Genomic DNA, 26,822 nt, shown 5'->3' with positions numbered 1-26,822 from the left:
GGAGATGAAGATGAGTTCAACAGGATCGCATGGCGGCGCGGCGCCGTATTACTTCGTGCCAGGCCCATCCCGCTGGCCGCTGCTGGCTGGCTTGTCGCTGCTGGTGACCATGATCGGCGCGTCGGCGTGGGTCAATGATGTGTCGTGGGGGCCGGCTGCCAATCTGATCGGCATCGTTGGCACGCTGACCGTGCTGTACTTCTGGTTCGGCGACGCCATCAAGGAATCCGAAGGCGGCTTGTACAGCCAGCGCATCGACCATTCCTATCGCTGGTCGATGGGCTGGTTCATCTTCTCCGAGGTGATGTTCTTCGGCGCCTTCTTCGGTGCGCTGTTCTATGCGCGCACCATCACGCTGCCATGGCTGGGTGATCTGGACCATAAATTCATCTGGCCGGACTTTGCCGCGCAATGGGCCGGCGCCAGCCCGGCCGGCACGGTCGAAGAGTTCCGCACCATGGGGCCGTTCCCGATTCCGACCATCAACACCGCGCTGCTGCTGACCTCGGGCGTGACGCTGACCATCTCGCACCACGCGCTGCGCGCCGGCCACCGTGCGCAGACGGCGTTCTGGCTGTTCGCCACGGTGCTGCTGGGCGCCACGTTCATGGGCTTCCAGGGCTATGAGTATTATCATGCCTACACCGAGCTGAACCTGAAACTGACTTCGGGCATCTACGGTTCCACCTTCTTCATGCTGACCGGCTTCCACGGCTTCCACGTGACGATGGGCGCAATCATGCTGTCGGTGGTGCTGTACCGCTTGCTGAAGGGGCACTTCACGCCCGATCACCACTTCGCCTTCGAGGGCGCGGCCTGGTACTGGCACTTTGTCGACGTGGTCTGGCTGGGCTTGTACGTCGTGGTGTACTGGATGTAAGGTACGCCGCTGCAAAGGCCGCACTCCGGTGCGGCTTTTTTTTATCCGTTGCGGATGCCGGTCGGCTGGATGTACCCTAGCTTGTAAGCCAGCAGTATCAGCAGGAACAGGGTGATCGACAGCGCCACGCGCACTGCCAGCGCCCGCACCGTGTTGTTGCTGCGGCCCTTGTCGCGCATCAGGAAGAAGAATGCCGCCCCCAGGCTGCCGATGATCAGGATGAACGCGATGGCAACGGCAATTTTCATGTCATGTGGGAGTGGCGATTTGATCGAGGTTCCATTGTAATGGCGTTCCGCTTTAAATTGATTCCTTTCGTCGCCACCGTGCTGGTGGTGGCCCTGGGTGTACAACTCGGCAACTGGCAGTCGCGCCGTGCCGAACAGAAGACTGCGCTGCAGGACAAATTGTCCCAGGGCGCGCGCCAGGCACCGTTAGTGCTGGACGGCGCGCCGCTGGCGGCGGACACTGTCGCCTGGCGCCGCGTGACTGTCAGCGGCGAATTCGTGCGCGGCTGGCCGGTGTATCTGGACAATCGCCCGTACCAGGGCCGGGCCGGATTCTATCTGCTGATGCCGTTTAAAATAAGCGGATCGTCGATGCACGTGCTGGTGGCACGCGGCTGGCTGCCGCGTGACCCGCAGGTGCGCGACAAGCTGCCGGCCTACGCCACGCCGGACGGCATGGTGACGCTGCAGGGCATCGCCCGCCACAATGCCGGCCACGTGATGGAACTGGGCACGGCGCCACCGCTGGCGCCGAACGCCATCGTGCAAAACGCCGATCCGCTGCAACTGGCCAAGGACAGCGGCCTGAGCATGCAGCCGTTCGTGCTGGAGCAGGGGGCGCCGGCGCAGCCGTCCGGTGACGATGCGCAGATGGTGCGCGACTGGCCGGCGCCGTCGCTGGGCGTGGAAAAACATCAAGGCTATGCCTTCCAGTGGTATGCACTGTCGGCGATGGCGCTTATCTTTTTTGTCGTGAACGGATTCAGACGTGGAAAAACCAAATAAACCGGGGCGCGGACGCTGGAAACTGCTGGGCGTGCTGGCGGTCTGCGCAGCGCCGCTGATTGCGTCATACTTCACCTATTACGTCATCAAGCCGAAAGGCGGGCAGACCAATTACGGCGCGCTGATCGATCCGCGCGCCTACCCGATCCCGGCCATGGCCAGCACCACGCTGGACGGCAAGCCGGCGCGGCTGGAGGATTACAAGGGCAAATGGATCATGCTGAAAGTCGGTCCGTCCGATTGCGGCGCCGATTGCCAGGACCAGCTGTTCGCCATGCGTCAGCTGCGCACCATGCAGGGCAAAGAGGCCGACCGCATCGAGCGGGTGTGGATGATTACCGATGATCAGCCGCTGGAAACCATGCTGCTGCGGGTGAACGACGGCACCCACATGCTGCGTGCGCCGGCCGCCACGCTGCAGAAATGGCTGCCACTGGAGGAGGGCGCGGCGGACCGCGCGGCCGACCATGTGTATCTGATCGATCCGCTGGGCAACCTGATGATGCGCTTCCCGAAAGGGGCGGTGTCCAGCGATGTCGAGAAGGTCAAGCGGGTCCACAAGGACATCGCGAAATTGTTGAAGGCTTCGGCCATAGGTTAAGAATCATGCATCTCACTCTCGCCCAAATGGCTGTCACGGCGCTGCTGATCGCGCTGCTGCCGGCCGCCATCGTCTGGACTTCGTCGGACGCCAGCAAGTACCGCAAGCTGGTGTGGGTCTGCGTGTTCATCACTTTCGACCTGATCGTGTTTGGCGCCTTCACGCGGCTGACCGATTCCGGCCTCGGCTGTCCGGACTGGCCGGGCTGCTATGGCGCTGCCAATCCCTTCATCGCGCATGAGCAGATTGTGGCGGCGGAAACCTTGATGCCGCACGGCCCGGTAACGGTGGTCAAGGCGTGGATCGAGATGATCCACCGCTACCTGGCGATGACCATCGGCGTGCTGATCGTGGCGATGATGGCGCAGGCCTGGTATCAGTGGCGCAAGTCGAAGGGCACGCGCGCCGAGTATGCGCCGTGGATGCCGACCGCGCTGTTTGTCGCAGTGTGCGTGCAGGGCGCGTTTGGCGCCTGGACCGTGACGCTGAAGTTGCAGCCGATCATCGTCACCATCCACCTGCTGCTGGGCATGGGCCTGCTGGCGATGCTGGTGTGGTACGGCGGCCGCCAGAACCATCTGATTTCGCCGCGTACGGTGGTCAGCGCCTCGCCGCCGGCGATGCGCAATATCCGCATCCTGTCGGCGGTGGCGGCGGCGATCCTGCTGGTGCAGCTGGCGCTGGGCGGCTGGGTCAGCACCAATTACGCGACGCTGGCCTGCACCGATTTCCCGCTGTGTAACGGCAAGGTGATCCCGGAGATGGACTTCGAGCACGGCTTCACGCTGTGGCGCGAGCTGGGCAAGACTGCCGCCGGCCACTACCTGCCGTTCTCGGCGCTGACAGCCATCCACTGGGTGCACCGCAACTTCGGCTTGCTGGTGACGATGGTCGCCGGCTATGCCGTATGGCGCGCCTGGGGGCATGACGCGCTGCATAAGACCGCGCGCAATATCGCGCTGGTGCTGGGCGCGCAGATCCTGACCGGCCTGGCAACCATCTATCTGAGCTTCCCGCTGACCATTGCCGTGTTGCATAACGCCGGTGCGGCGCTGCTCGTGCTGTTGCTGACCATGTTAAACTACAAGGCTAAGTACCAGTACGACATTGCCAAAAAAGCAGCTTCAGGCGCTGCATATCCTCCGGCGTCGACGGTACGGCATTGATTAAGTTGCTCCCATGACCACGCAAACCGTAAGCACCAAACACCAGACCCGCGCCCTGCAATTTTGGGCGCTGACCAAACCGCGCGTCACGATGATGGCGGTGTTCGTCGCCATCATCGGCATGTTCCTTGGCACGCCCGATGGTTTGCCGTCGCTGGAGCTGGTGCTGTATGCAACGGTGGGCATCTGGCTGCTGACGGGGGCGGCGTTCGCGGTCAACTGCCTGGCCGAGCGTGAGATCGATGCGCGCATGGCGCGTACGGCGCGCCGGCCGATGGCGCTGGGCGACATCACGGTGTGGCAGACGGTGGTCTTTGCGCTGGTTATCGGCGGCGCCGGCATGTGGGTGCTGTACACGCTGGTCAATCCGCTGACCATGTGGCTGACCTTTGTGACCTTCCTGGGTTACGCGATTATCTACACGATGATACTGAAGCCGGCCACGCCGCAGAATATCGTCATTGGCGGGCTGTCGGGCGCAATGCCGCCGGCGCTGGGCTGGGCGGCGGTGGCCAACGATGTGCCGATGGAAGCATGGCTGCTGGTGATGATTATCTTCGTCTGGACGCCGCCGCATTTCTGGGCGCTGGCGCTGTATCGCCGCGACGACTACGCCCGCTCCGGCCTGCCGATGCTGCCTGTCACGCACGGCATGCAGTTCACACAGTTCCACGTCTGGCTGTATTCGATCGCGCTGGCGGCCACCGCGCTGCTGCCGTATGCGGTGCAGATGAGCGGCCTGATCTATCTGGTCAGCGCGGTGATCCTGAACGCCGTATTCCTGCACCACTCGTGGAAAATCTACCGCCACTACACCGACCTGATCGCCCGCAAAGCCTTCGCCTGGTCCATCATGTACCTCGGCCTGCTGTTCCTCGCCCTGCTGGTCGACCACTACATCAAGATCTAATAGCATCATTCAGGCACGTCGTTCGACGGCGGTGAGGGGGCCGTCGTAGCTTTTGCTACCATGGCCTGTAGCGTAGAGGAGATGCTCAATCCGACGGAGAACGCAAGCAATGGGCGAAGTGTCGAGCCATCGAGAATATATAGCCGGGCTAGCGCGGCTCCCGCGCAGGGCCAAAAAGCGAAGAAAATCCAATATCGCCAATCTTTTGGGACGCGCTTGTCTGGCGGCTTTTTGCCATCTTCCCACAAGTCCATCATGTTCCACACAAAGCCACCGAGACCGGCAATTGCGACCAACTGTATAGTGGTCATAGGCTCAATGGGCGCCATGTCACACCCCGACCTTATTAGCCAGCAAATCCAGCAATCGACGCGGCCACGGTAGATCTGCGAGGTATTTTTCCCGGGTGGTGAAGACCGATTGTCCTAGAGGGTTGGTATGATATGCCCGAAGAAAGGTGCCACTTGTTTCAAGCAGACTTAATGTGGTCTCCAACGGGATGCCTGTCTCTTTCGCAAGGTCAGTGGCTGTCCACCAAACCTCTTTTGATCGGCGGATCGCGGCACGAATCTTTTCTTTGGAATCACTTTGGTTCATGATTGCCTCTTAAGCAGTATTTAAGCATTGATAATGGCATCATGCGGTTTAGACCGGCGTGAGCCACAACAAGTTCAACTGAAAGACTTCTCGATGAAAAAAGTTCTTGCGCTCGCGCTGATCGCCGTTTCCCTGCTGGCCGCCTGCGGCGAGAAGAAGGCGGAGGCGCCCAAGCTGGCGTTCCAGAGCACCGACCTGACTGGCGCATCCTTCGCCAAGGACTTCTCGCTGACCGACCACAACGGCAAGCCGCGCACCATGGCTGATTTCAAGGGCAAGGTGGTGGTCATGTTCTTCGGCTATACCCAATGCCCGGACGTCTGCCCGACCACGATGGCAGAAATGTCCGAAGTAATGAAGCAGCTCGGCCCGCAAGCCGAGCAGGTGCAGGTGCTGTTCGTCACCGTCGATCCGGAGCGCGATACCCAGCAGTTGCTGGCCGAATACGTGCCAGCCTTCGACAAGCGCTTCCTCGGCCTGTGGGGCACGCCTGAACAGACCGCCGCCGTCGGCAAGGAATTCAAGGTGGTGTACAACAAGGTCCCAGGCAGCACCAAGGAAAGCTATTCAATCGACCACACCGCCGCCAGCTACGTATTCGACAAGGACGGCAAGCTGCGCCTGCTGCTGCGTCCGGGCCAGGGCACCGGCCCGGCCGTGCACGACATCAAGCTGCTGCTGTCCTGATCCGGCGGAGGCCGCATGAAGCAGCGCTTCCAGCCCTACACCCGCCTGGCTGCCGTCATCCTGCTGGTGATTGGCTGCCTGATCGTGCTGCGGCCTTTCCTGGCGGCGATCCTGTTTGCCGCTGCCATCACCATCTCCAGCTGGCCGTTATACCTGCGCCTGCTGGCAAAACTGAAGAACCGCCGCACCATTGCCGCGCTGGTGATGAGCGTTGGCCTGACGCTGCTGATCATCGTGCCGCTGACGCTGGTGACCTGGAATATCGCCGACAACGCCACTTCCTACTATGACCAGATCAAGGCCAGCCTCGGCAGCGGCACGCTGAACGCGCCGGCCTGGATCAAGGACATCCCGCTGGTCGGCGAGGCGATCGACAGCTACATCAACACACTGCTGCACAGCCGCGAAGAACTGCTGGAAGCGGCGCGCAACCTGCTGGAACCGGCACGCCGGCTGCTGCTGGGCGGCGGCATGGTGCTGGGCTCCGGCGTGGCGCAGGTCAGCCTGGCGGTATTCGTCAGCTTCTTCCTGTACCGCGACGGCCATGCCATCATCTACGCGCTGGCCTCCGGCATGGACAAGCTGATCGGCGAACAAAGCGTCATCGTTGCCGACACGGTCAGCCGCACCGTGCGCGGCGTGATGTACGGCATCCTCGGCACCGCGCTGGCGCAGGCGGCGGTGGCGGCGGTCGGCTTTTTGATTGCCGGCGTGCCGGCGGTGACGCTGATGTCGGTCGCCACCTTCCTGTTCTCGCTGATTCCGGTCGGCCCGCCGCTGATCTGGGGCGCGGCCACCATCTGGCTGTTCAACCATGGCGATACCGGCTGGGCCATCTTCATGTTCGTCTGGGGCATGTTTGTCATCAGCGGCGTCGACAACGTCATCAAGCCGCTGCTGATCTCGCGTGGCAGCAGCCTGCCGTTTGCGCTGGTGCTGCTGGGCGTGATGGGCGGCGTGCTGGCGTTCGGCTTTGTCGGCCTGTTCATCGGCCCGACGCTGCTGGCGGTCGGCCTTGGCCTGCTGCGCAAGTGGACCGGCGACGAACTTAGAAGTTAAGCAGCCTGGCCGCCAGTTCGGCGTTCAGGTGACGCTCGAAGATGCGCTTCAGCGTGCCATCCTCGCGCATGGCGCCGATGGTCTGGCTGAAGCGCGCCGCCAGCGCATCATCGACGTGCTGGCGTGACAGGATCAGGCCGCCCACCACCGCATCCCTGGACGGCGCCCAGTCCATGATGCGGTAGCTGCCGCTCATCTGCGCGTGCTTGACCAGCGGGTACCAGCCGGAGCTGATCGCCATCACCGCCTGCACTCGTTTCAGCTTGAACAGCCGCAGCAGCGCCTCGTAGTCCGGCGCCTCGTACACCCGCCCCTGCGCGCGCAGCTTGTCCAGCCAGGCATCGTAGGCCTTGCCGTGGCGAAAAGATTTGATGACGCCGATCTTGATGTGAACATCGGCCAGGAACTCGTCCATGCTGCGCGCTTGGACATCCTTGTGCAGCAGCACATAGTTGCGTTCAGAAAGGTAGGGGATCACATGGCCGATTTTCTCGCGCTCCGGCGTCGAGACGGCCGAGACCGACATATCGATGCTGCCGCCGCTGAGGCCGGCCCAGATGCGCACGCGCGAATCGGTCGACGGCTCGATGGTGCAACCCATGCGGCGCGCCACTTCGTCGACCACATCCTTGTCGATGCCGGTCCAGCTGCCGTAGCTGGTTTTGTAGTACAGCGCGCCGTACTCGTAGAAGGCGCTGCGCAGGCGGCCACAGTCGCCGAGGTGATCGGCACGGGCCGGTGCCGCCAAACACAGCAGGGCGGCGCTGAAGATGATCCGGGCTAACATGTCTCCCCCTGGCGCCGCAGGAGGGCGCCTGTCAGTCTTGGTCGGCGTTATCCTCGGTGTCATCCTTGGGGATGATCTTGACCAGCAGGATGCGCGGTCCGTTCATTTTCTTGGCGACGATATCGAAACTGCGGAAACTGATGCGCTGGCCCTGTTTCGGGATGTCGCCCAGTTTCAGCATAATCAGGCCGCCCACCGATTCTACCTCTTCCAGGCCGAGTTCCTCATTTTCTATATCGATGCCCAGCGTGCGCTCCAGCGAGAAGATCGGCAGGCTGGCCTTGCCGATCAGCGTGCCGTCCGCCTGCTTCAGCCAGTCGTTCTCGTTGAGGCGGAATTCGTCATGGATTTCGCCAACCATCGCGCCCAGCAGGTTGTCCAGCGTGATGAAGCCGACCGGGCGTTTGCCTTTTTCACCGATCAGCGCGAAATGCGGCGCGCCGTCGCGGAAGCGGCGGAACTGCTCCAGTGCCGCTGTGCGGGCGGAAATCGTCTCGACCGGGCGCAGGAACGGCGTCAGGTCGGTAATCGGGCGGCCGGACTGCATGGCGAAGAACAGGTCTTTCAGGTGCACCACGCCGAGCACCGTTTCGCCATCCTTGTCGTAGTAGGGATAGCGGCTGAAGCGGTTGCGCAGCATGGTGTCGAGATTGTCGTTCAGCGAGCGGGCGGCGTGCAGGCTGATGACTTCGTTAATCGGGCGCATCAGGTCGGAAACCGACAGGTCGCTGAAATCCAGCGAGTGCGCCAGGATGTTGCGTTCGTCCTGGTTGAATTTTTCACCCGGCTGGCTGGTGCGTAAAATCAGTTTAAGTTCTTCCACCGAATAGTGGCTGTCGTGGCCGCCCTTGCCGGCCAGGCCTGCCGCGCGCAGCACCAGGTTGGCGCTGGCGTTCAGCAGGTAGATGAACGGGTACATGGCCCAGTAGAAGCCGTACAGCGGCAGCGCGCTCCACAGGCCCACCACTTCCGGCATGCGGATCGCCAGCGACTTCGGCGCCAGCTCGCCGACCACGATGTGCAGGAAGGAAATCACGCCGAAGGCAAAGATGAAAGCGATGCCGTGGATCAATTCCGGCGAGGTGACGCCGATGGCGTGCAGCAGCGGCTCCAGCAGGCTGGCAAAGGCCGGCTCACCGACCCAGCCCAGGCCCAGCGAGGCCAGCGTGATCCCCAGCTGGCAAGCGGACAGGTAGGCGTCCAGCTCGCCGTGGACCTTGCCGAGGATGCGCCCCTTTAATCCCTGCGTCTTGGCGATGGCGCGGACACGCGTTTTTCGCAGAGTGACGATGCCGAATTCAGCAGCGACGAAGAAACCGTTCAAAGCAACCAAAAACAGGGCGAGAACGACAAGCAGGACATTTTGCATAGGGGCCGAGCGGCAGATTTCCGTAGTTGAAACCACCATCTTAAACGACTGAGCGTCTAAGCAGCGCAAAATCGATATTTTTCCAGAGTGAAACTTAAGTGGCCAGCAGGCCGCTGTGCACTTCGTTGATGATGGCCTCGATGGCGGGGTGGGTGATCTTGCGGGCGTTCGAGATGGCGTAAAAGTGCTCGCGCAATTCGGGGGCGTCGCCCACCAACACGGCGCCGAACTGGTCTTCGATATCTTCCGCCAGCGCCGATGGCGCGAAGAACAGGCCGAGGCCGTTGCGGCCGAAGGTGTTGAGCATGGCGTTGTCTTCAAACTCGGCGACGACTTCAGGCCGCACCTTGCGCTCCAGCAGCCAGGCGTCGATGCGGCCGCGCAGCGCGTTGTTGCGGGTCGGTAGCAGCAGCGGCGCACCTTGCAGGCTGTGGGGGAAATTGCGGCGGTATTTGCGCGCCAGCTTCGGCGTGCCAAACAGTTTCATGTCGCTTTCGCCCAGCAGGTGGCTGAACACTTTCAGGCTGCCGCCGGCGCGCACGGTGCGGTCGGTCAGCACCACGTCCAGCTTGCCCAGTGCGAGATCGGCCAGCAGGTTTTCAAATTCATCTTCCATGCAGACCAGGTGGACGCGCGTGTCCATCTGCTGCGTCGCCTGCAGCAGGCGGAAGGCGATCAGCTTCGGCAGCGAATCGGAGATGCCGACCGCCAGCCGCATTTTTCCGGTTTCCGCTTCATCCAGCGCTTCCCGCAACTGCTCGCCCAGCGCGAAGATCTGCTCGCAATAGCTGAGCGCCAGGCGACCCGCTTCGGTTGGCACCAGGCGCCGCCCCTGTGGCTCCAGCAGCTGTTTGCCGATGGTTTTTTCCAGCGAGGCAATCTGCATGCTGATGGTCTGCACCGCCAGCCCGAGTCGCTCGGCGGCGCGCGTGACGCCGCCTTCTTTTGCCACCATCCAGAAGAAATACAAATGCCTGAAGTTGAGTCCGCTGGTTTTCATGGTTCTGTTTTTACGAAGTAATACTTCAATTATCTTCTATTTTTCAAAACACCGGTTTTCTTTACACTGGCTGCCATCGATTAATAACTACGAAAGCATTCGATGCAGCACTTCAGGATTTCTTTTCTCGTCAGCCTGGTTTGCCTGGCCCTCGCGGGCTGGTGGGGCTATGAGCTGGCAGGGTGGGGCGGCGCTTTGTCCGCGTTTGGTATTGCACTGATTTTGTCGGCCATGGAGGTATCGCTGTCGTTCGACAATGCGGTGGTGAACGCCTCCGTGCTGAAGAACTGGGATGACTACTGGCAGAAGCTGTTCCTCGGCGTCGGCATCATCATCGCGGTGTTCGGCATGCGCCTGGTGTTTCCGCTGGTGATTGTGGCGGTGGCTGCGGATCTGAGTATTGCCGAGGTGTGGACGCTGGCGCTCAACGATCCGAAAACCTATTCGACGCACCTGACCAATCACCACGCTGAAGTGGCAGCATTTGGCGGCATGTTCCTGCTGCTGGTGTTCCTCAATTTCCTGCTGGACGATGAGAAGGAGACCCACTGGCTGGGCAACTTTGAGAAGAAACTCGGCGCGCTCGGCAAGGTCTCGTCGATCTCGGTGATGATCGCCATCGGCGTGCTGCTGGGCTGCATGGGCCTGGTGACCGAGGCGCAGAAGCTGGTGGTGCTGATTTCCGGCCTGTGGGGCATCCTGGTCTACGTCGGCGTCGATTCGATCAGCAGCCTGCTGGAGAAGGAAGAAGAAGGCGGCGGCAATGTCGGCGACATGGTCAAGAAGGGCGGTATCGGTGGTTTCCTGTATCTGGAAGTGCTGGATGCATCGTTCAGCTTCGATGGTGTGATCGGCGCGTTTGCGATCACCACCGACGTCGTGATCATCATGCTGGGCCTGGCGATTGGCGCGATGTTTGTCCGCTCGATGACGATTTACCTGGTGAAGAAAGGCACGCTGGACAAGTTCCTGTACCTGGAGCACGGCGCCCACTACGCGATCGGTATCCTGGCCGCGATCATGTTGGCCAGCATGAAGTTCCATGTGCCCGAGATCTTCACCGGCCTGATAGGTGTGGCCTTCATCGCGGCTTCGGTGTGGTCCTCTGTGCGCCACCGCCGCAAGCAGGAAGCACTGGCCATCGCGGCTTAAAGAATTCGGCGGGCCGTTCAATACGGACAACGGCTCGCCGCTGGCAGTACCAAGTCCGGTTTTCATTTTAGGAGCAATACAAATGGCAATCAGTCTGCAAAAAGGTGGCAACGTCAATCTGAGCAAGGAAGCTCCTGGCCTGACCAAAATCGTGGTGGGCCTGGGCTGGGACGTACGCAGCACCGACGGTAGCCCGTTCGACCTGGACGGCTCGGCCTTCCTGTTGAAAGTGGATGGCAAGGTGCGCAATGACAGCGACTTCATCTTCTACAACAACCTGAAATCGTCCGACCAGTCGGTCACGCACTCGGGCGACAACCGCACCGGCGACGGCGCTGGCGACGACGAAACCGTCACCATCGACCTGACCAAGGTGCCGGCCGATGTCGATCGTATCGCCATCTGCGCCACCATCCACGAAGGCGACGCACGCCGCCAGAACTTCGGCATGGTGCAGAAGGCGTTCATCCGCACGGTCAACGGCGGCAGCAACACCGAGATCGCCCGCTACGACCTGTCGGAAGACAGCTCGACCGAGTCGGCCATGATCTTCGGCGAGGTGTATCGCAATGGTGGCGACTGGAAGTTCAAGGCGGTCGGCCAGGGCTTCAAGGGCGGCCTTGGTCCGCTGGCTGGCTCGTTCGGCGTCGGCGTTTAATTCACAGCAAAGGACTCGTGCATCATGCCTGTATTTACGATCACCGGCGACTTCGATCCATTCCTGCATGTGTCGATGCGCCAGGGAGAAAAAATCTACTGCGAATCGAACGCGATGGTGATGATGGAAGCGGCGCTTGACCTGAAGGGCAAGATGACCGGCGGCATCGGCGCTGCGATCATGCGGCGCTTTGCCAACGGCGAGTCCTTCTTCCAGCAGCACATCGAGGCGGTGCGTGGCGATGGCGATTGCCTGCTGGCGCCAACGCTGCCTGGTGCGCTGCAGATTCTCGACGTCGGCAATCACCAGTACATGCTGAGCGACGGTTGCTTCGTTGCCGCCAGCGACAGCGTCGAGCTGAAGGTGCGCACGCAGGGCGTCGGCAATGCGCTGTTTGCGCAAAGCGGCGGCTTCTTCATCACCGAGACCAGCGGCGTCGGCCAGGTGGCGGTGTCCGGCTTTGGCGGGATATCGGAACTGGACGTGGAGCCGGGCCGCGACGTCATCATCGACAACGCGCACGTGGTGGCCTGGGATAGCCGGCTGCAGTACGAGATCTCGATGACCACCGGCGGTGGCGGCGGCTTCCTCAGCAACCTGGTCAACAGCCAGACCAGCGGCGAAGGCATGGTGCTGCGGTTTTCGGGCCGGGGCAAGGTGCTGATCTGCTCGCGCAACAGCGCGGCGCTGCAATCGTTTTTGATGCGTCAACCCGCACAGTAAAGTAAAGGAATAACTATGTCAGTCAATTTGAGCAAGGGCCAGAAGATCTCTCTGGAGAAGGAAGCCGGCGGCGCGCTTGGGCGCGTCACCATGGGTCTGGGCTGGGATGCCATCAAGAGCAAGGGTTTCCTTGGTTTTGGCGCCAAGACCGAATCGGTCGACCTGGACGCTTCGTGCGTGCTGTTCGACGAGGGCCACCGTCCGGTGGATGTGATCTTCTTCCGTCAGCTGAAGAGCAAGGACGGCAGCGTGGTACACACCGGCGACAACCGCACCGGCGCCGGCGATGGCGATGATGAGCAGATCAATGTCGATCTGAGCGCCGTGCCGTCGCACATCAAGAGCCTGGTGTTCACGGTGAACAGCTTCACCGGCCAGACGTTCGCGCAGGTGGAGAATGCGTATTGCCGCTTGCTCGATGCGGCAAATGGACGGGAAGTAGCGCGTTTCAACCTGTCGGTACAAGGACCGCACTCGGCGCAGATCATGGCTAAGCTTTACCGCCACAACGGCGAGTGGAAGATGCACGCCATCGGCGAGAACGGCAATGGCCGCACGTTTGACGACCTGCTGCCGCAGATCGCGACCCATCTCTAAATTCTTATAAGTTTCGGCTGTAGTCTTTGGCGGAGCACTGTACCGGCAGTGCTCCGCCTTTTTTTATTTAGAACGAGTGGCGCAGGCCGATGCTGAGCATGGTGGTGCGGGCGTCGATGTTCTGGCCGGCGCCGGAGAACAGCGGCACTTCCTGCGTGCCCAGCGGGATCAGGATGGCGCCAGGACCGCCTGCCAGCGGCAGCGGCGTGGCGCTCGATACCACCGTCTTGCCACGGCTATCCTTGATGCCGCCGGCACGCACATACAGCGCGCTGCGCTTGGAGAAGTTGTAGTCGACGCCAAACATCAAGCCACGATCCTTGCCCTCGGTGTAATTGGTGAAGCGGGTGTCGAGGAAGATCGCGGTCAGGTCGAAGGCGCCGATCGGGTGCTTCAGCGTCGCGGTCCAGGTGCGAACTTCCGGATCGGTGTTGCCGCGCAGTGCGAACTTGGCGTTGTGGCCGGCCACGGCGATCGACGTGCCGACGCCAGGGAAGGTGTATTTCACCGCGCCCATGTAGGAGGTGAATTTCTCGCCGAAGAACAGCGGCACCAGCGTGGTGCCCGACACCACGCCGATCGGCACATTGTCGAAGTTGTTGCGGTGGTAGGACGCCAGCGCCACCAATGATTCAGTGCGGTAGGCCAACATGGCGCCGGCCGCCTTGCCACGCCCGCTGGCGGTTTCCGCACCAGCTGTCAGGCCGCCGACGATCTGGCCGGTGGTGCCGGTGGCAACCGGCGTCGACGAGGTGGCCACCGAGCGCGCCGCGCTGACGCCGCTGCCGATGCCGGCGTTGGTGGCGTATGAGACGATGGCGGTGATCGGGCCTTGCTTGATGGCGTAGCTGATCTGGTTGTCCTGCCAGGTCTGCACGGTGTTGACCACCAGGCCGGCGCCGAACAGGTCGGTCGAGCCCAGCGCTTCCGGCGTCACCAGGTAGTAGGAGATCAGCATCGGGCTGGCCTGGCGGCCGGCCTTGATTTCACCTACCGGTGTGGTCAGGCCCACATAAGCCTGACGGCCGAACAGGCGGTTGTCGTTGGCGAGACCGCCGTTGTCGATGGTGACGCCGCCCTCCAGCACGAACAGGCCGCGCCAGCCGCCGCCGAGGTCTTCCACGCCCTTGAAGCCGATATTGCTCTGGCGCGTATGCGATGGCGTCAGGCGGGTCGAGACGGTCTTCGGCGCGGCGATGCTGTTCGGCACCGGCGTGGTGCCGCTGACGCCAAACACGGTGCCCTGCACATTGCCCTGGCCCTTGTCGACGCGGTCCAGGCCGACATCTAAAGTGCCGTAAATGGTGACGGAGGATTGGGCGGCGGCGTGGCCGGCGAACAGGGCGAGCGCGGTCAGGCACGCTGCGGATGCGGCGGTTCTCTTCATGTGGTTTGTCTCCGATATTTTTGGTTGTACTCGGTAGCTCGACTCTATAGCAGTTGAGAAAAAATGGCACGAGTGTTCTTATATTTCGTGGCTTGTACAACACACTTGCAAAACGCAACGCAAGCTTCGTTTTTGCAAGCCAGCGTGCGTAAATTTCCCGCCTGCGGCAGAATGGTGCGCTGAACAATCCGCAGGGACGCTTATGCACGGCAGCACATCCTCTCCGACCAACAGCAAGTGGCTGGCGTTGCTGGTGGCTGGCGCCTTTTTCATGGAGAACCTGGACGGCACGGTGATCACCACGGCGGTGCCGGATATCGCGCAATCTTTCGGCGTCGCACCATTGGCGCTCAACATCGGCGTCAGCGCCTACCTGCTGACGCTGGGCGTGTTCATTCCGATCAGCGGCTGGGTGGCGCAGCGCTTTGGCGCGCGGCGCGTGTTCGCGGCGGCGTTGGCGATCTTCACGCTGGCATCGGTGTTGTGCGGCATGGCCACCAGCCTGGGAGAATTTGTCTGGCTGCGCGTGCTGCAAGGCGCGGGCGGGGCGATGATGGTGCCGGTCGGACGGCTGGTGGTGCTGAACAGCACGCCGAAGGACAAGCTGATTTCAGTGATCGCGACGCTGACCTGGCCGGCGCTGGTGGCGCCGGTGATCGGCCCGGCGGTCGGCGGCTTCATCACCAGCTACGCTTCATGGCGCTGGATCTTTTACCTGAACCTGCCGTTGGGCCTGGTGGCATTGGTGGCGGCGTGGTGGCTGATACCGGATCAGCGCGCGGCCGAGCGCCGTCCCTTTGACTGGCCCGGCTTTGTGCTCAGCGGCAGCGCCTTGCTGCTGCTGACCTGGGGCGCGGAAACGCTCAGCGGCCCGGCGCCGGACTGGCGTGAGACGGGCGCCTGCATCGCGCTCGGTACGCTGCTGCTGGCAGCGCTGGCCTGGCACCTGAAGCGCGCCGCGCATCCGCTGATCGACCTGTCGTCGCTGGCGATACCGACTTTCTCGATCACGATCATCGGTGGCTCGCTGTTCCGCATGGCCGTGGGTGCCGTGCCTTTCCTGCTGCCGCTGATGTTCCAGCTGGGCTTCGGCCTGGATGCCTTTCATGCCGGCCTGCTGGTGATGGCGGTGTTTGCCGGCAACCTGATGATGAAGACGGTGACCACGCCCATCCTGCGCCGCTTCGGCTTCCGCCCGGTGCTGCTGGTGAACGGCGCGGCCAATGTCATCACACTGGCAGCCTGCGCCTTGCTGACGCCGACCACACCGGTATGGCTGATCGCCGCCGTGCTGTTTGTCGGCGGCATGACGCGCTCGATGCAGTTCACCGCGCTCAACACGATCGCCTTTGCCGATGTGCCGCAGCAGCGCATGGCTGCCGCCAACACCTTGTTCAGCACCGCGTTCCAGGTGGCGATGGGGCTCGGCGTGGCGCTTGGCGCCAGCGGTGTGCGGCTCGGTCACTGGAGCGCGCAGCAGCTTGGCATCGGCGACTGGGCGGCCATCGATTACCGCCTGGCCTTTGTGCTGGTGGCGCTGGTCAGTCTGCTCGGCCTGGCGGATGCGTTGCGCCTGAGCCGCAGCGCCGGCGAACAAGTTGCAAAGGGCGCCCGCAGTTAAAGGCTATAATGTTGCTATGGAAAAACTCAAAGACTTCTCGCAAATCGTCGCCCAGGCTTCACGCGGCGAGCTGGTCTTCCCGACCAGTGTGAATGCGGCGTTGCGTCTGCAGTTGGCGCTGGCCGATCCCGATTGCGAGATGGACGATGTGATCCGCAAGGTGCTGGGCGAGCCGCAACTGGCGGCGCGCACGGTGGCGCTGGCCAACGCGGCAGTGTTCAACCGCAGCGGCACGCCGGTCACCAGCGTGCGCTCGGCGGTGCAGCGGGTTGGCTACCGCAACCTGTACACGATGGCGGCTGCGATGGTGGTGCGCCAGTTCGGCGCGCGCATCCAGAATGCACGGCTGCGCGGCCAGGCCGACCAGCTGTGGCGCCACACGGCGCACGTGGCGGCGCTGGCGCATGTCATCGGCCGCACGCTGACCGCTTCCGATCCCGACACCGCGCTGTTTGCCGGCATCGTGCACGAGGCGGGCGGCTTTTACCTGCTGTCGCGCGCCGACGAGATCCCCGGCCTGCTGGACGACCCGGCCGAGTGGATGGGCGCGGCGCAGGAAATCATCTCGCGCGAAATGATGCGCAAGCTGTGCATCCCCGAACCGGTCAGCCAGGCCATCGTCTCGCTGCGCGGCGCCACGCTGACGCCGCCGCCGCTGGGCCTGCGCGACACGCTGTTGATCGCCAAGCGCCTGGCGCCGGTGCAGTCGCCGTTCGCGACAGTGCAGGGCAGCCCGTCGCTGGAAGGCTTCATCGATGACAACGCGCTGCTGGAGCGCATTCTGCGCGAATCGGCCGACGAAGCAGCTTCGATGAGTGCCGCCTTGCTGGTGTAAGCACACTATTTGTGGCAATTTTGATGTTAAAGACACACCAGATGCCACAAGTCTGGCAAGATGCGCATCGTTTTACGCAGCAATGCGTGTATCCTAATAGTCGTCATACAACAGCTAAAAAGCCATGAATCAGACCGTCTCAGTTTCCGTCGCCGCTGCCGCGCCTGCACCTGTGCCCAAGAAGAAGCACCGCAATCTCGCCCAGGGCGTGGTGGAGAGCTTCACCAGTAGCATCCAGGCCGGCACGCTGAAGCCGGGCGAGAAACTGCCGACCGAGTCGGTCATCATGGAAATGCACGGCGTCAGCCGCACCGTGGTGCGCGAGGCGATCTCGCACTTGCAGGCCGCCGGCCTGGTGCAGACGCGCCACGGCATCGGCACTTTTGTGCTGGAGCCGCAACCGGCGAATATCTTTGCCGCCGATACCATCCGCACCATCGGCGATGTGCTGTCGATCCTGGAGTTGCGCATCAGCCTGGAGACGGAGGCCGCCTGGCTGGCCGCCACCCGCCGCAGCGACGAGCAGGTGACGGCAATGGAAGCCGCGCTGCAGCGCATTGTCGCCGCGCCCAATCGCGCGGTGGCGGTGGAGTCCGACAAGGCCTTCCACCTGCTGATCGCCCAGGCCACCGGCAACCGTTATTTTGTCGACATCCTCAGCGACCTGGGCAACACCATCATCCCGCGCGCGCGCCTTGATTCGGAACACCTGGTGCACGACGAGCCGAAAGCCTACCAGGAGCGCGTCAACCGCGAGCATGACGATATTTACCACGCCATCCTGCGCAAGGATGCCGAGGCGGCGCGCGCCGCCATGCGCACCCACCTGAGCAACAGCCGCGAGCGCCTGCGCCGCGCCCAGCAAGAGGTGAGCACTTAACAACAACCGGCAGGGCGGTTTGACGGTTTACGTTAAATCGCTTGCTTCCACACAGATCTAGTTGTACGATGTCATACAACACGGCGCAAGAGCGCTATCCCTCACCCCACTAGACGTCAATATTTGGAGACTGTAATGCAACCGAATGACCTGAAAAAAATCCTTTCCTCCGGCCTGCTGTCCTTCCCGATCACCGACTTCGACGCCGAAGGCAACTTCCGCAAGTCGACCTACATTGAACGTCTGGAATGGCTGTCGCCGTACGGCGCGAGCGCGCTGTTCGCTGCTGGCGGCACCGGCGAGTTCTTCTCGCTGACGCCACAGGAATACCCGGAAATCATCAAGACCGCAGTGGATACCTGCCGTGGTCAAGTGCCGATCCTGGCTGGCGTTGGCGGTCCTACCCGCGTTGCCGCTGCTTACGCTAAAGAAGCAGAAAAAGCTGGCGCGCAAGGCCTGCTGCTGCTGCCGCACTACCTGACCGAAGCGTCGCAGGACGGCCTGATCGAACACGTTGCCGAGGTCTGCAAGGCCACCAACCTGGGCGTTGTGGTGTACAACCGCGCCAACTGCCGCCTGAGCCCAACCTCGCTGGCGATCCTGGCCGACCGTTGCCCTAACCTGATCGGCTTCAAGGACGGCATCGGCGACATCGAACTGATGGTGTCGATCTGGCGCAAGCTGGGCGACCGCTTCAGCTACCTGGGCGGCCTGCCAACCGCAGAAGTGTATGCAGCTGCCTACAAGGCGCTGGGCACCCCGGTGTACTCGTCGGCCGTGTTCAACTTCATGCCGAAACTGGCGATGGACTTCTACCACGCTGTCGCTTCGGACAACCACGCCGAACAGAACCGCATGATTGACGAATTCTTCCTGCCATACCTGGACATCCGTAACCGTAAAGCCGGCTACGCTGTGTCGATCGTCAAGGCCGGCGCCAAACTGGCTGGCTACGATGCCGGTCCAGTGCGCGCTCCGCTGACCGACCTGAATGCAGAAGAAATCGACATGCTGCACAAACTGATGCTCAAGCAAGGCGCCCAGTAATCGTATAAGCTATCGGGTAAGCAAAATCAAAGCGCGGCTTCGTCCGCGCTTTTCACACATTAAGGAGTCAATATGCAAGTAGCAGGCGAAATGATCATCGGCCGCAGCGCGGTCCTGGGCAAAGAGGGCAGCGTCAAGGCTGTCGACCCATCCCGCAACGTCGAAATCGAGCCAGCATTCGGCCTGGCCGGCGCTGCTGACCTGCAACGCGCTGTCGAGCTGGCCAACGCCGCTTTCGATGTGTACCGCGAAACCAGCCTGGAAGCGCGCGCCAAATTCCTGGAAACCGTCGCTGACCGCATTCTGGATCTGGGCCCGACCCTGATCGAACGCGCGATGCAGGAAACCGGCCTGCCGCAAGCCCGCCTGGAAGGCGAGCGCGGCCGTACCGTCGGCCAGCTGCGCCTGTTCGCGAAAGTGGTGCGCGACGGCCGCTTCCAGACCGCCACGCTGGACAGCGCGCTGCCTGATCGCGCACCGGCGCCACGTCCAGACCTGCGCCTGCGCAAGATCGGCCTGGGCCCGGTCGCCGTGTTCGGCGCTTCGAATTTCCCGCTGGCATTCTCGGTGGCTGGTGGCGATACCGCCTCGGCACTGGCAGCCGGCTGCCCGGTCATCGTGAAAGCCCACTCGGCTCACCTGGGCACCTCGGAACTGGTTGGCAAGGCTGTTGCTAAAGCCGTCGAAGAGTGCGGCCTGCCGGAAGGCGTGTTCTCGATGCTGATCGGCTCGGGCCAGACCATCGGCCAGAACCTGGTGGCGCATCCGTTCATCAAGGCGGTCGGCTTCACCGGCTCGCGCGCTGGTGGCGTGGCGCTGATGCACACCGCTGCTGCACGTAAAGAACCTATCCCTGTGTACGCAGAGATGAGCTCGATCAACCCTGTGTTCCTGCTGCCAGGCGCGCTGGACAATCCTAAGCTGCCACAGGCGTTTGCGGATTCGCTGACGCTGGGCGCTGGCCAGTTCTGCACCAACCCTGGCCTGCTGATCGCGCTGAAATCGGACAAGCTGCAAGCCTTCGTGGCTGCCGCCGCCGGCACCATCGGCGCCAAGCCGGCACAGACCATGCTGACCCCAGGCATCCACAAAGCCTACACCGGCGGCGTCAAAGGTCTGGCTGGCGTGGAAGGCGTGACGCAAGTCGCCATCGGCCAGGCTGGCGAACTGCCATGCGGCGCGCAAGCGTTCCTCTACCAGGTGGACGCCAAGCGCTTCCTGACCGACCCAGCGCTGGAAGGCGAAATCTTTGGCCCGGCATCGCTGCTGGTGGTGGCTGAAAACGAAGAAGAACTGCTGGCTGTGGCCGAGCACCTGGAAGGCCAGCTGACCGGCGCCGTGCACGCCACCGCTGACGACAAGGCACTGGCCACCAAGCTGCTGCCGGTGCTGGAGCGCAAAGTCGGCCGCATCCTGTTCAACGGTTTCGGCACCGGTGTGGAAGTGGCGCATGCCATGGTCCACGGCGGCCCGTTCCCGTCGACGTCGGACAGCCGCAGCACCTCGGTGGGCGCATCGGCAATCGACCGCTTCCTGCGTCCGGTGTCCTACCAGGACGTGCCTGCTTATCTGCTGCCTGAGTCGCTGCAAGATGCCAACCCACAGAAGATCCCGCGCGTAGTCAACGGCGATCTGGTATGGAACGCGTAAGCGGCGTTAGCTGCACGGTGGGCGAAAGCCCAACCTGGAGTGCGGCGGACAATGCCTGGTTCTGGGTTGATATCCCGGCCAGGCGTGTGTGGCGCATGGATGGTGCCAGCGGCGCCACCCGCTTTTGGGACAACGCCGAAATGGTCGCCTGCGTGGCGGCCAAGGCTGGCGGTGGCCTGATCGCGGGCATGGAAACCGGCATCTTCAGCCTGGAGCTGGGCGCGGATCAAACCGCGACCGCATTGAAGCTGGCGACGCCGGCTGCGGGCCTGGGCGAAGGCATGCGTTTCAATGATGGCCGTTGCGACCGTCAGGGCCGCTTCTGGGCCGGCACCATGTTCATGGACATGAGCGCCGCCAAGGCTGTGGGCCAGTTGTATCGCTACGATGCGGGACGCGGCATTTCAGCGCCGTTCGTGTCCGAGCTGCTGACGCAGAACGGCACGGCGTTTTCGCCGGACGGCCGCACCATGTATCTGTCGGATTCGCATCCGCAGCGCCGCATGGTGTGGGCGTTCGATTACGACATCGACGATGGCGTGCCGAGCAAGCGCCGCGTGTTTGCCGACATGACGACCTACACCGGCCGTCCTGACGGCGCCGCAGTGGATGCCGAGGGCTGCTACTGGATCGCCGGTAACGACGGCGGCTGCCTGCTGCGCTTTACGCCGGACGGCAAGCTGGATCGCCGGATCGATGTACCGATGCTGAAGCCATCCATGTGCGCGTTCGGCGGCAAGGATCTGGATACGCTGCTGGTCACTTCCATCGTCTCCGGCAAGCCGGAAGATGCGGAGTGGGGCGGGGCGGTCGTGCTGCTGCGGCCAGGCGTTAAAGGCGTTGCTGAAACGCCGTTTGGAGCATGATCATGGGGCGGATACTTCTGAGGTGTCTGCCCCTTTTCTTTGCGGCCTTGCTGGCCGCATGCGCGACGGGGCCGCGCGAATACACCAATCCCATTCTTCACGCTGACTATTCGGACCCGGATGTGATCCGCGTTGGCGAAACGTATTACCTGGTTTCCTCCAGCTTCAGCAATGCGCCTGGACTGCCGCTGCTGCAGTCGCCGGACATGGTCAACTGGACGCTGGTGGGCCATGCGCTGCCGCAGCTGGTGCCGGCGGAAGTCTTCGCCAAGCCACAGCATGGCAAAGGCGTGTGGGCGCCGTGCCTGCGCTACCACGATGGCAAGTTCTGGATTTTCTATCCCGATCCCGATTTCGGCATTTACGTGATGACCGCCAAGGACTTTGCCGGTCCATGGAGCGCACCGCATCTGCTGGCGGCTGGCAAAGGGCTGATCGATCCGACGCCGCTGTGGGATGACGATGGCCAGGCTTATTTGCTGCACGCGTGGGCCAAGAGCCGCGCCGGCTTCGCCAACGTGCTGACCTTGCGCCGCATGGCGCCGGACGGCAGCCGCCTGCTGGATGACAAGGGCTCGGTCATCATCGACGGTAACAAGCTGCCGAAGTACACCACGCTGGAAGGGCCGAAGTTCTACAAGCGGGATGGCTACTACTATGTGTTCGCACCGGCCGGCGGCGTGGAATTCGGCTGGCAGTCGGTGTTCCGTTCGCGCAGCATCAACGGGCCATATGAGGACCGCATCGTGCTGGCGCAGGGCAGCTCGCCGGTGAACGGCCCGCATCAGGGCGCGTGGGTGCAGACGCCGCAGGGCGCCGACTGGTTCATCCACTTCCAGGACAAGCGCGCGTATGGCCGCATCGTGCATCTGCAACCGATGCAATGGCGGGATGGCTGGCCGCTGATCGGCAAAGACGTTGGCGGTAGCGCCGGTGAGCCGGTGGCGCGCTATCGCCTGCCGGTGGCCGGACAGGCTGCCGCCGCACCGCCGACCAGCGATGAATTCAACGGCGCCGCACTTGGCCTGCAATGGCAGTGGAATGCCAACTGGCAGCCTTCGTGGTACGCGCTGAACGACGGCAAGCTGCGCCTGTTCGGTCAGCCGCGCGCGACCAATTTGTGGGACGTGCCGTCGCTGCTGCTGCAAAAGCTGCCGGCAGAGTCGTTCACGGTGACCACCAGGCTGGATGCCTCCGGCCTTGCGGATGGTGGCGTTGCCGGACTGGTGATGTACGGCTTCGACTACTCCTGGCTGGGCACGCGCCGCAGTGATGGCCGTACCACGCTGGCGCTGGTCAGCTGCTACAAGGCGGAAGCGAATTGCCATGAGCAGCAGGAGGCGGGCGTCGACCTGCCGTCGCCGCAAGTGTGGCTGCGCATGCAGGTGCTAGCGGGCGGCGTCACGCAATTCTCGTACAGCACGGATGGCGCCAACTACACGCCGATCGGCGCCCAGTTCACCGCCAAGATGGGCCGCTGGGTAGGCGCGCAAATGGGCCTGTTCAGCGCTGGCACCGGCGGCCACGCCGACATCGACTACTTCCGCGTCACCCCCTAATCCGTTTGCCCTAAATCAATCGGACACGCTCCACGCTCGCAGTAAAATGGTCCCTCACCATGCGGAGGTGTGCCATGAAAACTAGCATGACGGTAACAATGTCCCAGGAAATAGACGATACCTTAACCATGATCGCCTGCGCCCGGGGCATCACCAAAGCGGAAGCGATGCTGCGCGCGTTTGCCTTGTTAAAAATTGCTTTCGACGAGACGCAGAGGAACGACGGCTCATCGATTGGATTTGTCCAGCGTATGCCCGACAATACGCTTCAGGCTCGTGGCGTGGTGAGGGGAATATGAATACTCCAGCCGATGAACGTTATGCGACGCTTCCGGAGGGGGCGTTTTCTGGGCCGCTGAGTATAGAAATTTCTGGTAGCGACACAAGCCGCGAGGTTGCGCCGACGCGACGGGCGGCGCGGATCAGCGCGGCGGCGTCCAGCCCAGTACCCATGCCGGATCGCTGTAGTTGCGGATGGTCGGTGCATCCCGTTCCATGGTCAGCTGGCGCGAAGCTGGATGGCGCTGGCTGACATCGACTGGCGTGCCATCCACATGGCGGCTGTTGAATTCCCAGAAGCGCAGCTGAGAAGTATCGCCGTCGATCTGTCCCCAGCCAGCGGGACTGATGCCGCTGAGCGTGGCGTTGATCAGCACCGCCTCCGCATGGGGATACGGCTTGCCCTTGTTGACAGGCGAACGCGCAAGCTCGGTCTGCCCGCCATCCAGCGTGGTGAAGCGGCAGTTCAGGAACACATTGCCGTGGTTGGCCGCCGTATTCCGTATCCACATGAACGCATGCTTCGACTGGATGTCGCAACGCTCGAAGAACGCCGGCCCGCGTCCGAGGATGGTGTCGCCATCGCCGACTATCCTCACGTCCGCCAGGTAGGTGCTGCCGTTCACCTGTAAGGCGTCGCCCGAGCCGATGATGGTGGTGTTGGCGATGATGTTCTCCGACCCAGTGATCAGCAAGCCCTCCGCTTGGCCTTTCAGCGTCGTCTCCAGCGTCAGGTCGCGCAGGTGCACGCGGTTGACGTTATCCGCCGCAAACGCCGCGCGGCGTGACGGGAACGTGCCCGGCGCCTCGTTGGTGCTGATGTTGGGCGGATGCGGATTGAAGACCTCATTGTTCGCATAGTGAATGCGCACCTTGTCGCGTTGCTCGCCCTGTACCTTGATGTTGGACTTGTTGCGGAAGTAGACCAGCTCCTCATAATCGCCGTTGCGCACGAAGATGGTCACGCGCTTTGCCGGATGGTCCGGCACATAATCCAGCGCACCTTGGACGGTGCTGAAATCGGCCGTGCCGTCGGCGCTGACCACCACGCGCTCCGCATCGGCGCGCGGCCCACGCGTCTTGGTGCTGAACTGCCACTGCAATGCCTCGCCAAACACCGCTGCATCGACCTGCACCCGATAGCGCTTGCCGTATTCCAGCAGGTTATGGTGAGGATAAATCGTCGCGCGCTTGTCGCGCACAATCACCGGATGAAAATGGAAGCCATCTGTAAAGCCGCCGATGATGGTCAGCTGGTAGCGCGTATCGCCCGGCTCGGCGCCGGCGGAAGGCGTGCCAGCCCTGGTATTGGCGTTGGTCGCGCGCGGACCATTGGCGTACACATAAGGCGTTGCCAGATACGGCGCCTGCGGCAGCCTGGTGCGCTCGGTCGGACCGGACGGAATGCTCAGGTCCAGCGTATCCACCAGCCGCCCGCTGACCGCATCGTAGATACGAATCAGGCCAGACTTGCCCAGCACTGGCGGCTGGTCGAAACGCAGCACCAGCTGCGTATCCGGATTGACCTGCTGCGCGCCGTCGGCTGGCAGCAGGCTGGCCACGGCGGGCGCCGCGCCCGCTGGCGCCACCGCCACGATGCCGGCGGCGAGGATGGCGGTGTACAGCAGGCGCGCGCTCATCGTGGCTCTCCTCAGGCCGACAGCGTGGTGTTATGTACCTTGTCACCGATGGTCACATTCTTCAGCGTCAGGCCTTTGACGTTGTAGAGGAACCATGGCGCCGCCGTGTTCACCGGCGTGCCGAAATCGCAGTCGGTGATGGTCACATCGGTGACCGGCACCACCGGCGGCATCGGTCCCGCGCCGTTGTAGTCGGACGCCACCGGGCCGAGGATCACAATCGCCTGGTAGCAGGAGGCCAGCTTGCCGTCCTTGGTCTTCACATTGCCGGTCTTGATGTTGGAGATCTGGATGTTGCTGACCACCGGCGGGCGGGTACGCACGTTGTCGCTGATCGGCGTGTAGTCGCAATCGAAGGTGACGATGGCGCCGGCGGCGGTCGCCACGGTCTTCGACTGGATCGGCGAACCTGGCAACGATGCGTAGAACGACGGCGAGGTTTGCACGCCATTCGGCACGGTGCAATCGCGGACGTAGAAGTTGCGCAGATAGCCGCCACGATTCAGGTTGGTCTTCATGCGGATCGCGGTGTTGAGCGGATTGGTCTTCCAGTTGGCGTTTTCAAACACCAGCTTTTGCGCGAACACGTTCTGGATGCCGCCGGCCATCTCGCTGCCCAGCGTCACGCCGCCGTGACCACTGTGCATGATGCAGTTCTGGATGACGATGTTCTGCGATGGACCGTACTGCGTGTCCAGATCCTTGCCGGCCTTGATGGCGATGCAATCGTCGCCGGTATCGAAGGTGCAGCCTTCCACCAGCACGTGGTCGCAGGCTTCCGGATCGAAGCCGTCGCTGTTCGGGCCATGGCTGTGCGCATGCACGTTGCGGATGACGATGTTGCGGCAGTGGACCGGGTGGTGCATCCAGAATGGCGTCTGGATCACATGGTAGCCTTCCAGCAGCACATTGGTGCAGCCGATAATCTGGATCATCGGCGGGCGCAGGTAGTGGCCGACGCCGAACACGCGCCTGGACAGCGCCACACCGGCTTCCGACAGCGCCGGCAGGTACTGCGCGTCCGAGCGCCAGCGATCACCTTCGCCCTGGATCAGAATGCGTTCCGCTTCCGTCAGCGCGGGCGCCACGGTCGACAAGGACACCGCATTCAGTGGATTGACCGTGTTCTCCGACATCTTGCCAGCCTTGAAGTTGGGCGTGGTGCCCTGGCCGATGGAGTTGATCGTTTTCTGTTTACCTTTCCAGGTCCACCAGCAGTCGCCCTGGTCGTTGAACGGCAGGCCGCCCTGGCCGTCCAGCGTGGCGGTCCAGTCTTCACCGGTCAGCGCGATATTGTTCTGGCCATACGCGTAGACCATCGGCGAGTAGTTCAGACAGTCGTTGCTCTGCCAGCGCGAGATGGTCAGCTTGCCATGCTTGCCGCAGTCGATATCGCCATACTTGGCGTAGTCGGCCGGGTTGTGCGAGAAGTACACATGTGCGTTCTTCGCCAGGTGCACGTGTACGTTCGACAGCAGCACGATAGGGCCGGCAACGAACCAGTCACCCGCAGGGATGACGACGCGGCCACCGCCGGCATCGTGGCAGGCCTTGATCGCGGCCTTGATGGCGGCATAGTTATCAAACGAGCCGGGGGCTGGCGTGCTGATGTCGTCCTGCTCTTCATGCGAGATCCAGGCCTTGGCCTTGGTCAGCTTGGCCGGCTTGGCGCCGAAGGCGGTGATATTGAAATCTTCCTTGCGGAACTTCAGCGGCTTGGAGACGTGATCGATGATGGCCTGCGCCTGCAGCCATGGATCTGGCGCGGTGGCGGCCATCGCGGGAAGACTGAGCGAGACGCCTGCCGCTGGCAGGGCTTTCATCAGGTTGCGGCGCTGGGTATTGAAGATCATGCTGTA

General features: G+C 62.6%; 27 protein-coding genes. 19 read left to right on the top strand and 8 right to left on the bottom strand.

Annotated elements, in window-relative coordinates; translation table 11 throughout:
• Positions 1-4 precede the first annotated feature (4 nt).
• The gene (locus tag BLS51_RS19230; RefSeq protein WP_175472628.1) at positions 5-880 is read left to right on the top strand and encodes a cytochrome c oxidase subunit 3; all 876 of its coding nucleotides are present in this window, start codon (positions 5-7) and stop codon (positions 878-880) included.
• Between the two features lie 41 nt (positions 881-921).
• Here the strand turns inward: BLS51_RS19230 and BLS51_RS19225 are convergent, their stop codons facing one another.
• Positions 922-1,128, bottom strand: a complete 207-nt coding sequence (locus tag BLS51_RS19225; protein ID WP_090186616.1) for a twin transmembrane helix small protein — start codon at positions 1,126-1,128, stop codon at positions 922-924.
• A 33-nt stretch (positions 1,129-1,161) separates the two neighbouring features.
• On the opposite strand from BLS51_RS19225, the gene BLS51_RS19220 reads away from it, so the two are divergent.
• Genes BLS51_RS19220 through cyoE form a run of 4 tightly spaced genes read left to right on the top strand, consistent with a single transcriptional unit; the run spans position 1,162 to position 4,570 of the window.
• Entirely contained in the window at positions 1,162-1,893 is a 732-nt protein-coding gene (locus tag BLS51_RS19220; RefSeq protein ID WP_090187274.1) for an SURF1 family protein, read from the top strand.
• The gene (locus tag BLS51_RS19215; RefSeq protein ID WP_217636466.1) at positions 1,877-2,494 is read left to right on the top strand and encodes an SCO family protein; all 618 of its coding nucleotides are present in this window, start codon (positions 1,877-1,879) and stop codon (positions 2,492-2,494) included. Before BLS51_RS19220 ends, BLS51_RS19215 begins: the two co-directional genes overlap by 17 nt.
• Positions 2,495-2,499: 5 nt before the next feature.
• Positions 2,500-3,660, top strand: coding sequence for a COX15/CtaA family protein (locus BLS51_RS19210; RefSeq protein WP_229207645.1), 1,161 nt, complete (start codon positions 2,500-2,502; stop codon positions 3,658-3,660).
• 13 nt (positions 3,661-3,673) lie between these two features.
• Positions 3,674-4,570 (top strand): heme o synthase, encoded by an 897-nt coding sequence (cyoE, locus tag BLS51_RS19205; protein ID WP_090186609.1) that lies wholly within the window; start codon positions 3,674-3,676, stop codon positions 4,568-4,570.
• A gap of 330 nt (positions 4,571-4,900) precedes the next feature.
• Here the strand turns inward: cyoE and BLS51_RS29495 are convergent, their stop codons facing one another.
• On the bottom strand, positions 4,901-5,167 hold the full coding sequence (locus tag BLS51_RS29495) for a hypothetical protein (protein WP_139168735.1): 267 nt from the start codon (positions 5,165-5,167) through the stop codon (positions 4,901-4,903).
• A gap of 93 nt (positions 5,168-5,260) precedes the next feature.
• Here BLS51_RS29495 and BLS51_RS19195 point away from each other — a divergent pair, with 93 nt between their 5' ends.
• Together BLS51_RS19195 and BLS51_RS19190 are read left to right on the top strand one after the other, a co-directional pair.
• Positions 5,261-5,854 (top strand): SCO family protein, encoded by a 594-nt coding sequence (locus BLS51_RS19195; RefSeq protein WP_090186601.1) that lies wholly within the window; start codon positions 5,261-5,263, stop codon positions 5,852-5,854.
• A gap of 15 nt (positions 5,855-5,869) precedes the next feature.
• Complete coding sequence (locus tag BLS51_RS19190) at positions 5,870-6,913, top strand: AI-2E family transporter (protein ID WP_090186598.1); 1,044 nt, start codon at positions 5,870-5,872, stop codon at positions 6,911-6,913.
• Here BLS51_RS19190 and BLS51_RS19185 read toward each other — a convergent pair.
• The 3 genes from BLS51_RS19185 to nhaR form a co-directional block, all read right to left on the bottom strand.
• Positions 6,903-7,700 carry a substrate-binding periplasmic protein gene (locus BLS51_RS19185; protein ID WP_090186595.1) on the bottom strand — a complete coding sequence of 266 codons (798 nt, stop codon included), beginning with the start codon at positions 7,698-7,700 and terminating at the stop codon, positions 6,903-6,905. The two genes, BLS51_RS19190 and BLS51_RS19185, sit on opposite strands and share 11 nt — an antisense overlap.
• A gap of 31 nt (positions 7,701-7,731) precedes the next feature.
• Positions 7,732-9,069 carry a hemolysin family protein gene (locus BLS51_RS19180; protein WP_090186591.1) on the bottom strand — a complete coding sequence of 446 codons (1,338 nt, stop codon included), beginning with the start codon at positions 9,067-9,069 and terminating at the stop codon, positions 7,732-7,734.
• A gap of 94 nt (positions 9,070-9,163) precedes the next feature.
• Positions 9,164-10,069 carry a transcriptional activator NhaR gene (nhaR, locus tag BLS51_RS19175; RefSeq protein ID WP_090186589.1) on the bottom strand — a complete coding sequence of 302 codons (906 nt, stop codon included), beginning with the start codon at positions 10,067-10,069 and terminating at the stop codon, positions 9,164-9,166.
• Between the two features lie 102 nt (positions 10,070-10,171).
• Here nhaR and BLS51_RS19170 point away from each other — a divergent pair, with 102 nt between their 5' ends.
• The 4 genes from BLS51_RS19170 (at position 10,172) to BLS51_RS19155 (ending at position 13,199) form a co-directional block, all read left to right on the top strand.
• Positions 10,172-11,221 carry a DUF475 domain-containing protein gene (locus BLS51_RS19170; RefSeq protein WP_090186585.1) on the top strand — a complete coding sequence of 350 codons (1,050 nt, stop codon included), beginning with the start codon at positions 10,172-10,174 and terminating at the stop codon, positions 11,219-11,221.
• 82 nt (positions 11,222-11,303) lie between these two features.
• Positions 11,304-11,879, top strand: coding sequence for a TerD family protein (locus tag BLS51_RS19165; RefSeq protein WP_090186582.1), 576 nt, complete (start codon positions 11,304-11,306; stop codon positions 11,877-11,879).
• A 24-nt stretch (positions 11,880-11,903) separates the two neighbouring features.
• Positions 11,904-12,602 (top strand): TIGR00266 family protein, encoded by a 699-nt coding sequence (locus BLS51_RS19160; protein ID WP_090186579.1) that lies wholly within the window; start codon positions 11,904-11,906, stop codon positions 12,600-12,602.
• 15 nt (positions 12,603-12,617) lie between these two features.
• A complete protein-coding gene (locus BLS51_RS19155; RefSeq protein WP_090186576.1) occupies positions 12,618-13,199 on the top strand; it encodes a TerD family protein in 582 nt (193 codons plus the stop codon).
• Positions 13,200-13,266: 67 nt separating this feature from the next.
• Here the strand turns inward: BLS51_RS19155 and BLS51_RS19150 are convergent, their stop codons facing one another.
• The gene (locus BLS51_RS19150) at positions 13,267-14,586 is read right to left on the bottom strand and encodes a porin (protein ID WP_090186573.1); all 1,320 of its coding nucleotides are present in this window, start codon (positions 14,584-14,586) and stop codon (positions 13,267-13,269) included.
• A 202-nt stretch (positions 14,587-14,788) separates the two neighbouring features.
• On the opposite strand from BLS51_RS19150, the gene BLS51_RS19145 reads away from it, so the two are divergent.
• The 8 genes from BLS51_RS19145 (at position 14,789) to BLS51_RS19110 (ending at position 23,343) form a co-directional block, all read left to right on the top strand.
• Positions 14,789-16,207, top strand: coding sequence for an MFS transporter (locus BLS51_RS19145; protein WP_090186570.1), 1,419 nt, complete (start codon positions 14,789-14,791; stop codon positions 16,205-16,207).
• Between the two features lie 16 nt (positions 16,208-16,223).
• Entirely contained in the window at positions 16,224-17,042 is an 819-nt protein-coding gene (locus BLS51_RS19140; RefSeq protein WP_090186565.1) for an HDOD domain-containing protein, read from the top strand.
• Positions 17,043-17,166: 124 nt separating this feature from the next.
• Entirely contained in the window at positions 17,167-17,922 is a 756-nt protein-coding gene (locus BLS51_RS19135) for a FadR/GntR family transcriptional regulator (RefSeq protein ID WP_090186560.1), read from the top strand.
• Between the two features lie 135 nt (positions 17,923-18,057).
• On the top strand, positions 18,058-18,969 hold the full coding sequence (gene kdgD, locus BLS51_RS19130; protein ID WP_090186555.1) for a 5-dehydro-4-deoxyglucarate dehydratase: 912 nt from the start codon (positions 18,058-18,060) through the stop codon (positions 18,967-18,969).
• 72 nt (positions 18,970-19,041) lie between these two features.
• Positions 19,042-20,619 (top strand): aldehyde dehydrogenase (NADP(+)), encoded by a 1,578-nt coding sequence (locus BLS51_RS19125; protein WP_090186551.1) that lies wholly within the window; start codon positions 19,042-19,044, stop codon positions 20,617-20,619.
• Complete coding sequence (locus tag BLS51_RS19120) at positions 20,607-21,485, top strand: SMP-30/gluconolactonase/LRE family protein (protein WP_090186547.1); 879 nt, start codon at positions 20,607-20,609, stop codon at positions 21,483-21,485. The genes BLS51_RS19125 and BLS51_RS19120 overlap by 13 nt, the downstream gene beginning before the upstream one ends.
• A 2-nt stretch (positions 21,486-21,487) precedes the next feature.
• The gene (locus BLS51_RS19115; protein WP_090186544.1) at positions 21,488-23,044 is read left to right on the top strand and encodes a glycoside hydrolase family 43 protein; all 1,557 of its coding nucleotides are present in this window, start codon (positions 21,488-21,490) and stop codon (positions 23,042-23,044) included.
• A gap of 74 nt (positions 23,045-23,118) precedes the next feature.
• Positions 23,119-23,343 carry a hypothetical protein gene (locus BLS51_RS19110; protein ID WP_139168734.1) on the top strand — a complete coding sequence of 75 codons (225 nt, stop codon included), beginning with the start codon at positions 23,119-23,121 and terminating at the stop codon, positions 23,341-23,343.
• Between the two features lie 123 nt (positions 23,344-23,466).
• On the opposite strand, the gene BLS51_RS19105 is transcribed toward BLS51_RS19110, so the two are convergent.
• Together BLS51_RS19105 and BLS51_RS19100 are read right to left on the bottom strand one after the other, a co-directional pair.
• Positions 23,467-24,963, bottom strand: coding sequence for a pectinesterase family protein (locus BLS51_RS19105; RefSeq protein ID WP_090186537.1), 1,497 nt, complete (start codon positions 24,961-24,963; stop codon positions 23,467-23,469).
• Positions 24,964-24,974: 11 nt separating this feature from the next.
• Positions 24,975-26,816, bottom strand: a complete 1,842-nt coding sequence (locus tag BLS51_RS19100; protein ID WP_090186534.1) for a glycoside hydrolase family 28 protein — start codon at positions 26,814-26,816, stop codon at positions 24,975-24,977.
• Positions 26,817-26,822 lie beyond the last annotated feature (6 nt).

It is taken from the genome of Duganella sp. OV510 (genome assembly GCF_900100205.1).
In the GTDB taxonomy this organism is placed as follows: Bacteria; Pseudomonadota; Gammaproteobacteria; order Burkholderiales; family Burkholderiaceae_D; genus Rugamonas.
Note: the sequence above shows the minus strand (reverse complement) of the source record. Positions and strands in the feature narration are given on the sequence as shown.

Excerpts from the sequence above, each read along its gene's own strand:
- BLS51_RS19145 (WP_090186570.1), top strand. The coding sequence starts at position 14,789 with ATGCACGGCAGCACATCCTCTCCGACCAACAGCAAGTGGCTGGCGTTG.
- BLS51_RS19225 (WP_090186616.1), bottom strand. The coding sequence starts at position 1,128 with ATGAAAATTGCCGTTGCCATCGCGTTCATCCTGATCATCGGCAGCCTG.
- BLS51_RS19155 (WP_090186576.1), top strand. The coding sequence starts at position 12,618 with ATGTCAGTCAATTTGAGCAAGGGCCAGAAGATCTCTCTGGAGAAGGAA.
- BLS51_RS19190 (WP_090186598.1), top strand. The coding sequence starts at position 5,870 with ATGAAGCAGCGCTTCCAGCCCTACACCCGCCTGGCTGCCGTCATCCTG.
- BLS51_RS19135 (WP_090186560.1), top strand. The coding sequence starts at position 17,167 with ATGAATCAGACCGTCTCAGTTTCCGTCGCCGCTGCCGCGCCTGCACCT.
- BLS51_RS19115 (WP_090186544.1), top strand. The coding sequence starts at position 21,488 with ATGGGGCGGATACTTCTGAGGTGTCTGCCCCTTTTCTTTGCGGCCTTG.
- BLS51_RS19125 (WP_090186551.1), top strand. The coding sequence starts at position 19,042 with ATGCAAGTAGCAGGCGAAATGATCATCGGCCGCAGCGCGGTCCTGGGC.
- BLS51_RS19210 (WP_229207645.1), top strand. The coding sequence starts at position 2,500 with ATGCATCTCACTCTCGCCCAAATGGCTGTCACGGCGCTGCTGATCGCG.
- BLS51_RS19195 (WP_090186601.1), top strand. The coding sequence starts at position 5,261 with ATGAAAAAAGTTCTTGCGCTCGCGCTGATCGCCGTTTCCCTGCTGGCC.
- BLS51_RS19150 (WP_090186573.1), bottom strand. The coding sequence starts at position 14,586 with ATGAAGAGAACCGCCGCATCCGCAGCGTGCCTGACCGCGCTCGCCCTG.
- BLS51_RS19165 (WP_090186582.1), top strand. The coding sequence starts at position 11,304 with ATGGCAATCAGTCTGCAAAAAGGTGGCAACGTCAATCTGAGCAAGGAA.
- BLS51_RS19105 (WP_090186537.1), bottom strand. The coding sequence starts at position 24,963 with ATGAGCGCGCGCCTGCTGTACACCGCCATCCTCGCCGCCGGCATCGTG.
- BLS51_RS19180 (WP_090186591.1), bottom strand. The coding sequence starts at position 9,069 with ATGCAAAATGTCCTGCTTGTCGTTCTCGCCCTGTTTTTGGTTGCTTTG.
- BLS51_RS19100 (WP_090186534.1), bottom strand. The coding sequence starts at position 26,816 with ATGATCTTCAATACCCAGCGCCGCAACCTGATGAAAGCCCTGCCAGCG.
- BLS51_RS19110 (WP_139168734.1), top strand. The coding sequence starts at position 23,119 with ATGAAAACTAGCATGACGGTAACAATGTCCCAGGAAATAGACGATACC.
- nhaR (WP_090186589.1), bottom strand. The coding sequence starts at position 10,069 with ATGAAAACCAGCGGACTCAACTTCAGGCATTTGTATTTCTTCTGGATG.
- BLS51_RS19120 (WP_090186547.1), top strand. The coding sequence starts at position 20,607 with ATGGAACGCGTAAGCGGCGTTAGCTGCACGGTGGGCGAAAGCCCAACC.
- BLS51_RS19160 (WP_090186579.1), top strand. The coding sequence starts at position 11,904 with ATGCCTGTATTTACGATCACCGGCGACTTCGATCCATTCCTGCATGTG.
- BLS51_RS19230 (WP_175472628.1), top strand. The coding sequence starts at position 5 with ATGAAGATGAGTTCAACAGGATCGCATGGCGGCGCGGCGCCGTATTAC.
- BLS51_RS19170 (WP_090186585.1), top strand. The coding sequence starts at position 10,172 with ATGCAGCACTTCAGGATTTCTTTTCTCGTCAGCCTGGTTTGCCTGGCC.
- BLS51_RS29495 (WP_139168735.1), bottom strand. The coding sequence starts at position 5,167 with ATGAACCAAAGTGATTCCAAAGAAAAGATTCGTGCCGCGATCCGCCGA.
- kdgD (WP_090186555.1), top strand. The coding sequence starts at position 18,058 with ATGCAACCGAATGACCTGAAAAAAATCCTTTCCTCCGGCCTGCTGTCC.
- BLS51_RS19140 (WP_090186565.1), top strand. The coding sequence starts at position 16,224 with ATGGAAAAACTCAAAGACTTCTCGCAAATCGTCGCCCAGGCTTCACGC.
- BLS51_RS19185 (WP_090186595.1), bottom strand. The coding sequence starts at position 7,700 with ATGTTAGCCCGGATCATCTTCAGCGCCGCCCTGCTGTGTTTGGCGGCA.
- cyoE (WP_090186609.1), top strand. The coding sequence starts at position 3,674 with ATGACCACGCAAACCGTAAGCACCAAACACCAGACCCGCGCCCTGCAA.